Raw genomic sequence first — 13,236 nt, 5'->3', positions numbered from 1 at the left:
AGGCTCTTATGACGGTACGGGAGAGTGATCCGGTGAGGGCAGACGTGCTGTGGATCGCGTCCGACTTCCGGAACATCATCCTGGCTGCGTCCGCCGACGAGCTGGACTTGCCTTCCATCGGTACCCGGTGGACCAACCGGCAGCTGCTCTTTCACATGGCCTTGGGACAGAACATCGCACTGGCGGGAATACCGCTCCTGGGCCTGTTCTCCCGCCTGCCGCCGCCGGCCTCCCGGTACTGGAGCAAGCTCCTGGACTCCTGCGCACGTCCCTACAACTGGGTCAACTGGGCCGGGAGTGCCGCCGGGGGCCGGGTCCTGAAGCCGGAGCGCATGCTGCGGATGATGGACCGGACCACGCGGATGATCGTGAAATGGTACAGCCGGGCGGACAACCAGGCACTGGCCCGCGGCATGACCATGCCCGTCCGCTGGGACCCGTACTTCCTGCCCTGGATGAGCCGCCGGGACGTCCTGGAATGGGCGCCGAAGCATTACCGCCACCACCGCGCACAGCTCACCCTGACTACGCTGCTGTCCTGACGGCGTCGGGGTGTGCATTCCAGCCCAGTTACTCTTGGCTGCCCCGGCCTTCGGCCCGCGGCACGCCGATAGCGGCGGCGTGCCGCGGTAAGTGCCGGAAGAGTAACTGGGCGGGGACGCGCGACGGCGGCCGTTTCAGCCGACTGCCCAAACGGGCCTGGCTCACGGGGCGGACGGGTCTCCGTAATTGATGCCGATGGAGCGGCCGCGGGCAAAATGGGCATTCGCGATGTCATTGACTTCGCGGACACTCTTTCCCGGGTAGGCCAGCCGGATCCACTCGTAGTCCCATTCCTGCATGTCCCGTACACGGCCGGCCTGTTTTGCGGCGCGCATGTGGGCTGCAAGGTCATCCCCGCCGAGGACCTGGCGGGGCGGCGCCATGGCGGGTTGCGGCTTGGGCGGAGGCACCCTGGCCGGACGTGGCGGGGCCTTTGCGGTGTGCACGAGTGCCACGGTCAGCGCAATCACGCCCGCAGCAATCAGGAGGACCCACCAGTACTGAATGATGAGGGCAATGACGATGAGGGCGAAGAAGGGGGCACACCCGAGGGTGCCGCCGCCCTTGCTGGCTGAACGACGACGTTTTGCTGCCATGGTGCGGATCCCACTTGTCTCGACATGTTGACGGAACAAGTTCACTCTCGCACCAGGTTTGCGCCATGTCATGAGTATTTAGTACTCGATTGTGGGTGCCAGGGAAGGGGAGAACCCTGCGTCCCCAACTGGGTAGCAGTTAATGTCGCTTTGACGCGTCTAAACGACATTAACTGCTACCTAGTTGGGTCAGTCCGTGATGTCGGTGCCCGTGCTCAGATCCTGCCACTGCTCCAGCTCCGCGCGCTGGGCGTCGGCCACCTTGCCGAAGGCACCGAAAGCGTCCGTGCCCAGGACCAGCAGGCCCGGCGGGTTGGGGGACTCGACGACGGCGATGATCGCCCGGGCGGCCTTGTCCGGGTCCCCGGGCTGGTTGCCGTGCGCGGTGTCGTGTTCCTTGCGGCGCTTGCCGGCCGTGTCCGCATAGTCGTCGATCGCCGTCGCGGACTGGGTGAGCGAGCGGCCCGCGAAGTCGGTCCGGAAGCCGCCGGGTTCGATGGCGGTGACGTTGATGCCCAGCGGCTTCAGTTCGTTGCGCAGCGATCCGGACATGCCCTCCAGTGCCGCCTTGGTGGCCGCGTAGTAGCCCGAGCCGGCCGGGGTGATCCGTGCCCCGATGGAGGAGATGTTCAGGATGGAGCCGCGTTTGTTGACGCGCATGCCGGGCAAAACTGCCTTGATCATGTCCACCGCCCCGAAAAAGTTCGTGTCGAACAGCCGCCGGATGTCGCCGTCGTCCGCTTCCTCCACGGCGGCGCGGTAGCCGTAGCCGGCGTTGTTGACCAGCACGTCGATGCTGCCAAACTTCTCCTCCGCCTGCTTCACCGCCGCGCTGATCTGCGCCTTGTCGGTGACGTCCAGGGGGAGCGCCAGCGCGGTGTCGGGGAATCCGGCGGTGATGTCCTGCAGCGTCTCCACCTTCCGGGCAGTGACGACGGCGTTGTGCCCGGATGCGAGCACCGCCTCCGCGAGTGCGCGGCCAAGTCCGGTGGAGCAGCCTGTGATGAGCCACGTTGCCATGGGTTTTCCTTTCGTAGGGGAGTGGGGGTAAAGCGAACGGCCGGCACCTAAGCTGCGTGCCGCCGTCGTGCCTGTGCGGTGAGTTCGTGGGCGCCGTAGCTGTTGTCGTCCGGGTTGACGGTGACGCCGGGGGCCACGAGTTCGTCGATGCGGTCCAGTACTTCGTGGCCCAGCTTGGTGTCCGCGGCCGGCAGGTAGGACTCCAGCTGCTCCATGGTGCGCGGGCCCACGATGGCCGAGGTGACGCCGGGGTGGTTGATCACGAACGCGATGGCCAGCTCGATGAGCGTGACGCCGGCCCATTCGGCCACCTGGGCCAGCTCCTCCACGATGTCCAGCTTGCGCTGGTTGGCAGGCTGGGCCATGTCGAACCGGGCGCTGGGCCGGGCACTCGAGGTGGGCCTGGACGCGGAGTCCTTCCGCCACCGGCCGGAGAGCCAGCCGCCGGCCAGCGGGCTGTAGGTGAGGGTGCCCATCCCGTGCCGCTGGACCGTGGGCAGGACGTCCTCCTCGATCCCGCGGGTCAGGATGGAGTACGGCGGCTGCTCGGTGACGAACCGCTCCAGGTTCCGTTCCCGGGAGGCCCACTGCGCCTCCACGATCTGCGAGCCGGAATAGGACGAGGAGCCGATGTAGCGGACCTTCCCCTGCCGGACCAGATCGGTGAGGGCGCCCAGGGTCTCCTCCACATCCATCTCCGGGCTGGGCCGGTGCACCTGGTAGAGGTCGATGTAGTCCGTGTTCAGCCGGCGCAGCGAGTCCTCCACGGCCCGCATGATCCAGCGCCTGGATCCACCGCGCTGGTTGGGATCGTCCTCGTCCATGGGCATGAAGAACTTGGTGGCCAGGAAGACGTCATCCCGGCGGCCGGCCAGGGCCTCCCCGACGATCTCCTCCGAGGCGCCGCCAGAGTAGACGTCAGCGGTGTCGATAAAGTTGATGCCGGCGTCCAGCGCGCGGTGGATGATCCGGGTGGCGTCGGCGCGGTCATTGTTGCCCCACGGGCCGAACATCATTGCGCCGAGGCAGAGGGGGCTGACCTGCACACCGGTGCGGCCGAGCGGGCGGTATTCCATGCTGGTTCCTTTTCTTAGGCGTTCAGGCTTCTCAAACTTCGGGGATGACCATGGCGAACCGCTCGGGGCGGGCCACATCCGGGTCGGGGCCGCTGCGGACATTGGTGTCCAGGGCGTCGATGGCGGCGAGTTCTGCGGCGGACAGCTCGAAGCCGAACACGTCGAAGTTTTCCGCGATGCGTGCCGGGTTGGTTGACTTGGGGATGGCGGAGCGGCCCTGCTGCAGGTGCCAGCGCAGCATCACCTGGGCGGGGGTTTTGCCGTGGGCCTGCGCGAGGGCGGCAATCGCCGGGTCGCGCATGACGTTCTTCCGGTTCTCGCCCCAGCCCGGGTAGAACGTGATGCCGCCGATCGGCGACCACGCCTGGGTGAGGATCCCGTGCCCGGCATCGGCCGCCTGGACGTTCCGCTGAGCGAAGTACGGGTGCAGCTCGATCTGGTTCACTGCCGGAACCACGGACGTTTCGGCCAGCAGCTGCGTGAGGTGGTGCGGCAGGAAGTTGCTGACGCCGATGGCCCGCACGCGTCCGTCCTTGAGCAGGGTTTCCAGAGCCTTGTATGCGGCGATGGTTTTCTCGAACCGGTCCGGGGCGGGCTGGTGCAGGATGAGCAGGTCCAGCTGCTCCACCCCGAGCTTGCCGACCGACTTGTCCCAGGCATGCAGGGCTTCGTCATAGCCGTAGTCGCTGACCCAGACCTTTGTCTCGATAAAGACGTCGGAACGGTCCAGGCCGGAGCGGCGGATGCCTTCGCCCACCTCCCGCTCATTGCCGTACGCGGCGGCGGTGTCGATGTGCCGGTAACCCACCTCCAGCGCGGTCTGGACGGCCGCCGTCGTCTCTTCCGGGGGACTTTGGAAGACGCCCAGGCCGAGCGCGGGCATTGTGGTTCCGTTGTTGAGCGTGAGTTCCATAACCATGCCCTTCACGCTATGCGGGTGCGGCGGTTTGTGGGAGGGCTTGCCAGTCCCTCCTTCGCTGCAGGTCCCGGCGAGTAGCGTGGGTGCCATGACCAACAGCGATGACGTCCGGAAGTTCCTGACCTCCCGGCGCGCCCGGCTCACGCCTGAGGATGCCGGGCTGCCCGCGTACGGCGGCAACCGGCGGGTGGCGGGGCTACGGCGGGAGGAGGTGGCGATGCTCGCCGGGATGAGCATCGATTACTACATCCGGCTGGAGCGGGGGAACCTGTCCGGGGCCTCGGACAGCGTCCTGGAGGCGTTGGCGCGGGCATTGCAGTTGGACGACGCCGAGACGGCCCACCTGTTTGACCTGGCCCGGGCGTCCACGGCTGCCCCGCGCGTACGGCGCAGGCGGAGTCCGCAGACAGTGCGGCCCAGCGTGCAGCGGGTCATCGATGCGATTACCGCGGCGCCGGCCTGGGTCCGCAACGACCGCGGCGACGTTTTGGCCTCCAACGAGCTGGGCCGGGCGCTGTACCTGGACATGATGGCCGACGGCGGCACCCCGCCCAACAGCGCACGCTTCACGTTCCTGAGCCCCAAGGCGCGGGAGTTCTTCGCCGACTGGGAGCGCGCGGCGGACGATATCGTGGCCGTGCTTCGCTCCACGGCCGGGAAGAACCCCTACGACAAGGACCTGTCGGATCTGATCGGGGAGCTCTCGACCCGCAGCGAGGAGTTCCGCACCCGCTGGGCCCGCCACGACGTGAAGTACCACCGCGCCGGCCGCAAGAAGCTCCACCATTCGATCGTGGGGGACCTGGACCTGACCTACGAGGCGCTGGAGCTCCCCGCCGACCCCGGGCTCCGGATCAACATCTACACGGCCGAGCCGGGAACTCCGTCAGAGGACGCGCTGAAACTCCTGGCCAGCTGGGCCGCCACGCAGCGCAGCATCACCGAGGCCGCCGCCCAGGACATCAGCTGAGCTGGCCCCAATGCAGCCGCTACATCCGGCCAGAAGCCAGGTCTGCGTCCACGTTCGGATCCGTGCGTGTGGTTTCCTGCGCACTGTCGTACGGCGCCGGCTCCTTCTTCGACGCCTGCATGGAGCGCCACACTGCTGCCCCGGCTGCCAGGGCCGCAAGCGCGCCGATCCACCACAGCATCCTGCCCGCCGGCCGGGAAGCCTTGACCGCGACGGGGGCAGCCTTCGGTCCCACCCGCCTCAACCGTTCCTGGACCCGGGGAGTGTAGGTTTCCACACCCCCGGCAAGTTCGTCCGCCAAACGGCGCAGGAGTGACTGGAGGCGCGGGGAAGCGGTCTCAATGCCGGTGTCCAGTCCTGCCACCGCTCGCTGCAGCGCCGCCTGTACCCCGGGGGTGGCCCATTCCCGGCCCTTGGCCAGCTGGGTGATGAGGTTCTCGGAAAGACGGTGGGCGTGTTCGGTCTCGGTGAGTGGTTCTGCTGTGCGCATGGATGTCTCCTTTGAGCGATGGGTGACCACAGCGTACGGCCTGCAGAAACGTGGAGAAAGGGTCTTTTGGAACTAGGAAGTCAGGGGCCGGAAGCGGAAGCGGCTGCGGCCGCATAAAGCGCACGGGGTAGAGAGCTGGCGGCGGCTGGGGTAGGCGTTCGCAGTCTAGGGCGAACACCTTCGCCGCCAGCTCCCGGTACCACCCTACGATCCCGTCCCACCGCGCATCCCCCGTAATCGGTACGCGTTTTCAATGACCCGGCTACTTACCCCCCATCTTCAAAACCGGCTATGCAGCCGCGGTCCGCCCACGGTGATGGCCACGGACAACATGCGGCAATTCGCGGATCTTTCCCCTACCGGCCGGTAGCGTGTTCACACACACCACATTAGTAAGTAAACTTATCAATGTGGTGTGCCTGGCTGGTCCCAGTCAGGTGCGGTGAACGGAATTTTGCGACAGGAGGTGTACGGCGTGGATGGAGAGAGCGCGCGGCGGCGTGAACTGGCTGCCGTCGTCCTGGCCGGATTGGACCCGACGATAGCGTGGCCGTCTTATTTCGGGCGGCGCCGCTGTTCAGAGTTTGAGTTGTCCGCCTATCTCCATGGCGCGCTATCCCTGCCGGAGGCTGAACATCACTTCAACGTTGGTGCGGGGGCCCAAGGAATCGCCGCGGATAATGGCCCGCTGTCTGTAACGGAGCCGGGTGCAGGGACAGCGTTGCATTCTGCTGATGGGGAATCGGTTAGTGACGAGGATCTTTTGGCGGCACTGGGAGCCGCCGGCCGGTCACTGCTCAGCCCTGAACGGGCGGAGGTGGAACGGCTGCGGTCCCTGCACGAGACGGGTCTGCTGGGCTCAGGGACGAGACCTTTTTATGACAAGGTCGTGGTCGCCGCCAAGGAATACTTTGGCGTGAGTACTGCGTCCATGTCGCTCATCGCCGCAGACACCCAGTTCCTGGAATCCGCGGTGGGCCCCCTGCGCCCGGAAACGCCCCGGGAGATCGCGTTCTGCGCGCGGACGGTGGAGGCGAACTCGATGCTCGTCATCAATGACACGCTCACCGATGACCGGTTCGCTGCTAACCCGCTGGTGGTCGGCGAGCCCTTTATCCGTTTTTACGCCGGCTATCCCTTACACGGCCCGCGCGGGTGGAACATCGGAAGCCTGTGCATCATCGACCAGGAACCCCATGCATTTTCCGGCTCTGAGCAAGAGGTCCTCCGGGCGATGGCCGCGGTCGTCCAGAACCGCATCGATTCAGGCAGTTAACACTCCAAAAAGCCAGCAAAAACGCCGGCCTGACGCTCCTCACAAAACGGGGCTACCTTTTTGTCATGGAACGCATGTGCTGTATCGGGCACCCCACAAAACTGCTGTAGACCAGGACACGGGTGAGCTGTTCACTGACCTGCTGGTTATCGTCGTCCCCGATGACGCCGCCACGTCAGCCCTGGTCGAGGACCCGTCCCTGCCGTTTTTCACCGTCCCGCACTTCAACGGTTACAGCGCTGTCCTGGTGCAGGAGTCGCGCCTGGGTGAGATTTCACGCGACGAACTGGAGGAGATCCTCATTGACGCCTGGGCGGCACGTGCACCGAAAAAGCTGGTTGCGGAGTTCTTCGCGGCCCACTGAGCGTTAGGTGGCAGGTTGGGCAGGAACGTACGACGGCGGCTGGCTAGGTCCCATCACCATGCAGTTCCGGGTGAGGGGCTACGGGTGTTCCACCCAGCAGGCGAGGATGGTGGTGGAAAGCTGGTAGGCCAGGGCGTTGCGGGTGATGCTTTCCGGTCCCAAAGTGGTGGGCAAGTTGGAGGCATCCACCTTCAGCACGAAGCTGTCCTTCTGAAACACGGCGGACCCATCGGCGGTTTCATAGGCCGGAAAACCGAGGTTCGCCAGGCCTTCGATGGGTGCAGCGCCCTTGGCCAAGGCCTGCATCGCGTTGAAGTATTTGAGTGCTGATGGCTTGTCCGCCGCCTCCTGCACGGAGATGACCAGCGCACCTTCAGCCAGGTGGTAGGTGCAGGTGAAGGTGCTGTCGGCCCAGCTATCGATCGTGTGCGGGTCCCTGTCCAGGTCCAGGATGGACCTCAGCCTCTCATTTGGCTGGTCCCCGCAGACCATCAGGGCAGCGGCGCTGGGCCCATCAGCCGAAGCGGCCCCGGGGGATGATGACTGAGTGTCGTGGTGCCCGCCGCCGTGGTGGCTACCTTCAGATGACGCTGCTGGTGGGGCCGCCGCCGTCGAGACCCCCGGCGCAGGGGTGACGGATCCGGCAGCTGTTGCACAACCGGAAAGCAGCGTGGCGGACAAGGCCAGGGAGGCCAGTAAAAGCTTGTGCTGATTCATGGCGCATCCAATTCTGCCGGCGCCTGGGAGGGGTGCGCGGCCGGGTGTCAGGCTTTGAGTTTGGCGTAGATGACGTAGTTGTCGTCAAAGAGTCCGGTGGCGGGGTCGTAGCCGTCGCAGGTGATCAGCCGGAGTTCAGCTCCGGCCGTATTGCCGTAGACCTCGAGGGTGGGGAACTCGTTTTTCGGGTACAGGGCGCCGTGGTCAACGGTGAACACGGCGATGCTGCCGTCGGTTCGCGAAACGCTGATCTCGGCACCGGGAGCGAGCTTGCGGAGGTCCGCGAATACACCCTTGTGGCCTCCGAGGGCGTTGACGTGGCCCAGCATTACCGAGGGGCCGCGTTCACCGGGGGTCGGGGAGCCGCTGTACCAGCCCGCTGGGGCTCCGTTGCCGGTGTCCTGCGGGACTTGGAGGGAGCCGTTGTCCTCCAGTCCCAGCTGAAGAAGGTCCGTCCGGACCCCGATCGAGGGAATGTGCAGGGTCACCGGAGCCGAAGCGGCCAGCGCCGCCGGGAGTGACGGGGTCACCGGTGCCTGGGCAGCAGCGGGTGCTGCGGCGGCAATAGTGGGGGAGGGAACTGCGGCGGCCATGGACGCCGCCGGAGAAGTGGCCGCCGATGAGACGGAAGCGGAAGGTGCCGTTCCAGCGCCGGGAGCGGTGGCGGGTCCGGCGGCACAGCCGGCCAAGGAAAGCGCGAGCAGAAGCCCGGCCGCCGTGGGGGCCCAGGGACCTCCACGGCGGCCCGGATTCTTGGTTGTCACAGTAGTGATCCGTTCAGCTTTGGCTTAGGCTGCTGCGTTGCGGCGGCGGACGGCGTAGGCTCCGCCTGCGAGGGCCACCAGGGCCAGGCCTCCGCCAATGGCGAGGGCTCCGGTGTCGGTGCCGGTTTCGGTGGCTACGCCGGTGTTAGCACCGCCGGCCGGCATCTTCATCTGTCCAGCAGTCAAGGTCCCGCATAGTGCCGGGGAGGTAGCGGCAAGCGGCAGGGTGGGGGCAAGGTCGCTCTTTGCGGCCTGGCCTGCTGCGCTAAGGGTGGCCGGGTCAAGGCCGTGCACCACAACCACTGCGGTGCCGGCGTCGAGCGCTGCCTTGGTTTCGGCGTTCAGTTCGAACGTGCGGTCAACCGTGTAGGAGGCACCCTGTCCGCCGACCTTGAGGTCCAGGCCTGCTGCGGGGCTGGTGTCGCCGCTGGTTGAGAGTGTGGTGACGATGCCGCCGTAGGACGGAGCGCCTTCGGTGGTGGAGACAACCATGTCCCCGTCCTTGTCCGCTGAAGGGTCGGGGCAGGTGCCCTTGGCGCCGCCGTGGATGTGCTGCACGTGCGGGTACGGGGCGTCCATGAAGGTTGCGGGCATGCCCGAGACCTTCAGGACGACGTGGGCCTGGTTGCCCTTGACATCCAGCGTGATGGTGCCGGAGCCTTTGCTGCCGTTGATCTGCTTCAACGTGGACTGGTAAGAACCGTCGGCGGCCATGGCAGGGGAACCGGACAGGGCGAGAGCGGCGAGGGCAAGGGTGGGGACTGCCATAAAGCGAAGTGATTTGTTCATTAGGAAAATCTCCTCATACACGTCCGTGTGATGTTGGTATCCCCAGAGAGGAGACAACAGTACTTCGCAGCGCACCGAAGAGCGGATGGGTCGGGAAGTGGCCTGATTCACTTTTCCACGTTGCGGGCCTGCTCCTACGCAGCCGCCTGCGCAGCAGCGGCCCGCGAAAACGGCCGCCGCTTCAACCACCGTTCCGCCAGGCCCATGACCCGTGTGGCCGCAGCCCAGTAGAGGACACCGCAGGCCAGGGATGCCAGCACCGCCAGGCCCTTATCCGAGGGGTTGTCGGAATCAAGCAGCGGGTACACCAGCCAGTGCGTGACGTAGATGTACAGCGACGCGCTCGCCAGCAGCGCCGTGATCCGGTGGAGTCCGCGCGGCACCCGAAGCGTGGGCAGCCACAGCAAAATGAGGCAACCGGCCAGGATGGTGCCGCTGCGGTACGGATCCTCAAAGGAAGCCGGAGCCGCCACAGCAGCGAGAACCGTAACGGCCCACCGCTGCCACAGCGTGCGGGACGCAGCCGCCGCCCAACCCAGCCCGAACAGCCACAGCACCGGCCCCTGGCCCGGGTAACGGCTCTCCACCAGGCCAAAGAGCAGGGGCAGGTCCACGGCAACCAGGGCCATCCCAAACGCCCACGGCCAGCGGCGCACCAGCCGGTCAACGGCCGGCACCGCCAGCACCAGGGCCAGCCCGATCAGGATGTGGACCAGGACTTCCACGAACCAGAACCGCGAGTAATCGCTCCACCCCTCCGGCCCCACCAGCGCGTTCAGCAGGAACACATTGTGCAGGGCGTACTTGTCCGTCACGGCGAACGCGAGCGCAATCACCGCAACGGATGGCACCACGATCCGCGCAATGCTGCGCAGGTGCCGCCGCAACCGCTCCGCACGCGCCCCGGACAGCTGGAAACGGGCAAAGTTGTAACCGGCCATCGCCATCAGCACGTGCGCGGTGCCCTGCCAGTGGAAGAACCCGATGTGCGTGGAGACGATCGCGATGATCGCCACGGCGCGCAGCACAATCCCCGTCTCCATCGGCGCGACCAGCCGGCGGTGCAATCGGTTCAGGGTACGGGCAGGACGCCCGGCAGGCGCAGCTTTTCCGGACGGCGCGACGGCGGCACCCGCCACGTGCGGCGCAGGCGTCAGTTCGCACACCGGCATCAGGTGCCAGCCTTCGGGGATGTGGCCGAGTGCCCGCTCCAGCCGGACGGACGCCGCCACGTAGGACAGCGAATCGCCGCCCAAGGACACGAACGAATCGGTCCCGGCGACGCTATCCACCTCCAGCACCTCGGCGAAGATGCGCCGCACGTCGGTGGAACCTGCGTCCGGGACCTCGGCCGGGCCGCCGTCGTCCTCTTCTCCTCCACAGGCGAGGGCGGCGACGGCGGGATAGTCCGGCTTTCCGTTGCCAAGGCGGGGGATGGCTTCCACCGGGTAAAGTTCGACGGCGGCGCGGGGCAGGCCCAGGTCCTGGGCGAGGGTTTTGGCGATCAGGGCCAGGTCGTGGTCGCCTTCGACGGCGGCCACCACCGCGTCATCGGAGCCCGCGGCCGCCGCGGTCACCCCGAGGTCCGCCAGCAGCCGCTCCACCTGGCCCAAGTCCACCCGGAGACCCACAATCTTCACGAACCGGCTGCGCCTGCCCACAATCTCGTAGAGGCCGTCGGTTCCAAGCCGGGCCAGGTCGCCGGTGCGGAGCTCGGTCACCTCCCGCCCCAGGCTGAGGTCCTCCGGCCGTTCGGCGTATCCCAGCATCACGTTGGGGCCGGAGTAGACCAGTTCGGAGGCGTCCAGGCCGGGCACGGGCTCAAGCCGGAATGACCCGCCCGGGATCGGCACGCCGATGGCCTGCGGATTCTGCAAGGCCTGGTCCGGCGGCAGGTAGGCCATGCGGGCGGTGGCCTCGGTCTGCCCGTACATCACGAACAGGTCCCACCCCTGCCGCCGGCCCTGTTCGGCGCAGGAGCGCACGCGGGCGGGAGCCAGCCGTCCGCCGGCCTGGGTGATGTAGCGCAGGCTCGGCACATCCATGTCCTCGAAGCCCACGCGGTCCAGGAGGTCGAAGGTGTAGGGCACTGCCGCGAAGGATGTCACGTGTTCGGTGCGGACCAGGTCCCAGAAGCACGGGTCCACCACCGAGAGGTCCGTCAGCGCCAGGGACGCGCCCGCCAGGAGATGGCTGTTCACCACGCTCATCCCGTAGCAGTAGGAGAGGGGGAGCGTGGTGGCCGCTTTGTCAGAGGGACGCAGCTGCAGGTACTCGGCGATCGCGGCGGTATTGGCCTGGATGCTGTCCCCGGAGATGCGCACCAGCTTGGGCGACCCCGTGGACCCGGACGTGCTGAGCAGCAGCGCGAGTTCCGGGTGAAGTTCGTGACGGGTCTGGTCGCGCCGGACGTCCAGGACCGCTTCATTGTCCGACGCACGGACCACAACGTCCGGATCGTAGGCCGCCAGCAGCGCGTCTGCAGCGGAGCCGCCCGCAGCAGGCAGGATCAGCAGCGGGTTGCCCGAGGACAGCGCGGCCAGGTAGGCCACCAGCGCCGGGAGCGTGTTCCCGGCCTCCAGCGCGACGAGGCGCCGGCCGGGCCCCAGGCGCCGGGCCATGTCTTCCACGCGGAGGGCCAGTTCGCTGTAGCTCAGGGACTCGTTTCCGGTATTGACGGCAATGCGGTCCCCGAACCGGGCCAGGTTGGCGGCGAAGGGGACACCGGCGAGTTTTGTCTCTAACGTCACCGGAGCACTTTAGAAGGTGAGGCTAACCTAACTCAACTGGACTATTGCGGCGGGCACGAGGAAGCCGGGCTGCCCGTGTTGGCCCCCGGGCACCGACTGTAGCCGGGGCACCTGCCCGGGGAACTACCTGCGCCGCGGCCCACGCTGCGCAGATTCGTTTTCGAGGCGCAGATTCCCTGGCGCTACCCGCATAGGGGCGCGTAGGGGAATGTGGGCGTCACAGGCGTCTTTGCGTGTCGCTCACTGCCGGTGCGCCTACGACGGCGGCCCCCAGGTATGGGAGGTATAGGTGCCTTCGTTTCAGGACTGTGCGTTTATGAAACCAATGATGATCGCGGTCCACCAACACAGCTGTGAGACCACCAGGCAGGACACCAAATGCGTGCGCTGGCCAAGTGTCAGGTCCCTGAAGGTAGCCTCGGCAGGCAACCGCGCGAGCCGCCGCATGAGGGGGATCAGCATGATTCCGTTCAGGCTGAGCACAAGGACCGCCGCGAGCTTCACATCGGTCATGGGGTTCTCCAGGTGCGGGCTCAGGAACACGCCGGTGGCCAGCATGCCGAAAAGGCCGCCCCAGATCAGGGGTGTAGCTGCACCATCGAGTCGAATGATCTCACGGAGGGTGCGCCGTCCGATCAGCCACAGGAAGCCGTGCCAATCGACCAGAATGATGGCGCCGAAAGCCACAACGAGGAATAGGTCATGCACGACGAGATCGATGCTGTGGACGTAGCCGTCAACGAACACCGCGGCCGATAGCAGCACAGACAACAGCCATGCCCCGACGGCCCCGGCGGAAAGGGCCGCAACCAGGCGCCGGGTGGACCGCTCTGATTCGCGGTGCCGCCGGATGGTGCGCCTGCTGACAGGGATATAGCTCATGACATGCCTCTGCGAGACCTGTAACCGATGGCCGTCCCAGCCAGGCCCGGGTAGCTCCAAGATAGCCCCGCCTGTGGCCG

At 66.6% G+C, this 13,236-nt stretch carries 14 protein-coding genes; 4 read left to right on the top strand and 10 right to left on the bottom strand.

What is annotated here, in order from left to right; genetic code table 11:
- Positions 1-8 precede the first annotated feature (8 nt).
- Positions 9-542 (top strand): DinB family protein, encoded by a 534-nt coding sequence (locus FBY33_RS00515; RefSeq protein ID WP_142028820.1) that lies wholly within the window; start codon positions 9-11, stop codon positions 540-542.
- 162 nt (positions 543-704) lie between these two features.
- On the opposite strand, the gene FBY33_RS00510 is transcribed toward FBY33_RS00515, so the two are convergent.
- From FBY33_RS00510 to FBY33_RS00495, 4 genes are all read right to left on the bottom strand, one after another.
- Positions 705-1,139 (bottom strand): hypothetical protein, encoded by a 435-nt coding sequence (locus FBY33_RS00510; RefSeq protein WP_142028819.1) that lies wholly within the window; start codon positions 1,137-1,139, stop codon positions 705-707.
- 189 nt (positions 1,140-1,328) lie between these two features.
- Entirely contained in the window at positions 1,329-2,159 is an 831-nt protein-coding gene (locus FBY33_RS00505; RefSeq protein ID WP_142028818.1) for an oxidoreductase, read from the bottom strand.
- A 47-nt stretch (positions 2,160-2,206) separates the two neighbouring features.
- Positions 2,207-3,235 carry an aldo/keto reductase gene (locus FBY33_RS00500; RefSeq protein ID WP_142028817.1) on the bottom strand — a complete coding sequence of 343 codons (1,029 nt, stop codon included), beginning with the start codon at positions 3,233-3,235 and terminating at the stop codon, positions 2,207-2,209.
- Positions 3,236-3,266: 31 nt separating this feature from the next.
- On the bottom strand, positions 3,267-4,148 hold the full coding sequence (locus FBY33_RS00495) for an aldo/keto reductase (protein WP_142032378.1): 882 nt from the start codon (positions 4,146-4,148) through the stop codon (positions 3,267-3,269).
- A gap of 94 nt (positions 4,149-4,242) precedes the next feature.
- On the opposite strand from FBY33_RS00495, the gene FBY33_RS00490 reads away from it, so the two are divergent.
- Positions 4,243-5,124, top strand: a complete 882-nt coding sequence (locus FBY33_RS00490) for a helix-turn-helix transcriptional regulator (protein WP_142028816.1) — start codon at positions 4,243-4,245, stop codon at positions 5,122-5,124.
- Between the two features lie 19 nt (positions 5,125-5,143).
- On the opposite strand, the gene FBY33_RS00485 is transcribed toward FBY33_RS00490, so the two are convergent.
- Positions 5,144-5,614, bottom strand: a complete 471-nt coding sequence (locus FBY33_RS00485) for a hypothetical protein (RefSeq protein ID WP_142028815.1) — start codon at positions 5,612-5,614, stop codon at positions 5,144-5,146.
- A gap of 475 nt (positions 5,615-6,089) precedes the next feature.
- On the opposite strand from FBY33_RS00485, the gene FBY33_RS00480 reads away from it, so the two are divergent.
- On the top strand, positions 6,090-6,890 hold the full coding sequence (locus FBY33_RS00480) for a GAF domain-containing protein (protein ID WP_235010232.1): 801 nt from the start codon (positions 6,090-6,092) through the stop codon (positions 6,888-6,890).
- A gap of 76 nt (positions 6,891-6,966) precedes the next feature.
- Entirely contained in the window at positions 6,967-7,254 is a 288-nt protein-coding gene (locus FBY33_RS00475; protein ID WP_235010221.1) for a hypothetical protein, read from the top strand.
- A gap of 78 nt (positions 7,255-7,332) precedes the next feature.
- Here the strand turns inward: FBY33_RS00475 and FBY33_RS00470 are convergent, their stop codons facing one another.
- The 5 genes from FBY33_RS00470 to FBY33_RS00450 form a co-directional block, all read right to left on the bottom strand.
- Positions 7,333-7,971 carry a hypothetical protein gene (locus FBY33_RS00470; protein WP_142028813.1) on the bottom strand — a complete coding sequence of 213 codons (639 nt, stop codon included), beginning with the start codon at positions 7,969-7,971 and terminating at the stop codon, positions 7,333-7,335.
- Between the two features lie 47 nt (positions 7,972-8,018).
- On the bottom strand, positions 8,019-8,735 hold the full coding sequence (locus tag FBY33_RS00465) for a sortase domain-containing protein (protein WP_142028812.1): 717 nt from the start codon (positions 8,733-8,735) through the stop codon (positions 8,019-8,021).
- A 24-nt stretch (positions 8,736-8,759) separates the two neighbouring features.
- Positions 8,760-9,524, bottom strand: a complete 765-nt coding sequence (locus FBY33_RS00460; protein ID WP_200831286.1) for an LPXTG cell wall anchor domain-containing protein — start codon at positions 9,522-9,524, stop codon at positions 8,760-8,762.
- Between the two features lie 134 nt (positions 9,525-9,658).
- A complete protein-coding gene (locus tag FBY33_RS00455) occupies positions 9,659-12,274 on the bottom strand; it encodes an AMP-binding protein (protein ID WP_142028811.1) in 2,616 nt (871 codons plus the stop codon).
- 300 nt (positions 12,275-12,574) lie between these two features.
- Positions 12,575-13,156 carry a hypothetical protein gene (locus FBY33_RS00450; protein WP_142028810.1) on the bottom strand — a complete coding sequence of 194 codons (582 nt, stop codon included), beginning with the start codon at positions 13,154-13,156 and terminating at the stop codon, positions 12,575-12,577.
- Positions 13,157-13,236 lie beyond the last annotated feature (80 nt).

The organism is Arthrobacter sp. SLBN-112 (genome assembly GCF_006715225.1).
Lineage (GTDB): Bacteria > Actinomycetota > Actinomycetes > Actinomycetales > Micrococcaceae > Arthrobacter.
The sequence above is the reverse complement of the archived record's forward strand: the minus strand, read 5'-3'. Positions and strand labels throughout refer to the sequence as shown.

Excerpts from the sequence above, each read along its gene's own strand:
- FBY33_RS00515 (WP_142028820.1), top strand. The coding sequence starts at position 9 with ATGACGGTACGGGAGAGTGATCCGGTGAGGGCAGACGTGCTGTGGATC.
- FBY33_RS00510 (WP_142028819.1), bottom strand. The coding sequence starts at position 1,139 with ATGGCAGCAAAACGTCGTCGTTCAGCCAGCAAGGGCGGCGGCACCCTC.
- FBY33_RS00505 (WP_142028818.1), bottom strand. The coding sequence starts at position 2,159 with ATGGCAACGTGGCTCATCACAGGCTGCTCCACCGGACTTGGCCGCGCA.
- FBY33_RS00500 (WP_142028817.1), bottom strand. The coding sequence starts at position 3,235 with ATGGAATACCGCCCGCTCGGCCGCACCGGTGTGCAGGTCAGCCCCCTC.
- FBY33_RS00495 (WP_142032378.1), bottom strand. The coding sequence starts at position 4,148 with ATGGAACTCACGCTCAACAACGGAACCACAATGCCCGCGCTCGGCCTG.
- FBY33_RS00490 (WP_142028816.1), top strand. The coding sequence starts at position 4,243 with ATGACCAACAGCGATGACGTCCGGAAGTTCCTGACCTCCCGGCGCGCC.
- FBY33_RS00485 (WP_142028815.1), bottom strand. The coding sequence starts at position 5,614 with ATGCGCACAGCAGAACCACTCACCGAGACCGAACACGCCCACCGTCTT.
- FBY33_RS00470 (WP_142028813.1), bottom strand. The coding sequence starts at position 7,971 with ATGAATCAGCACAAGCTTTTACTGGCCTCCCTGGCCTTGTCCGCCACG.
- FBY33_RS00460 (WP_200831286.1), bottom strand. The coding sequence starts at position 9,524 with ATGAACAAATCACTTCGCTTTATGGCAGTCCCCACCCTTGCCCTCGCC.
- FBY33_RS00450 (WP_142028810.1), bottom strand. The coding sequence starts at position 13,156 with ATGAGCTATATCCCTGTCAGCAGGCGCACCATCCGGCGGCACCGCGAA.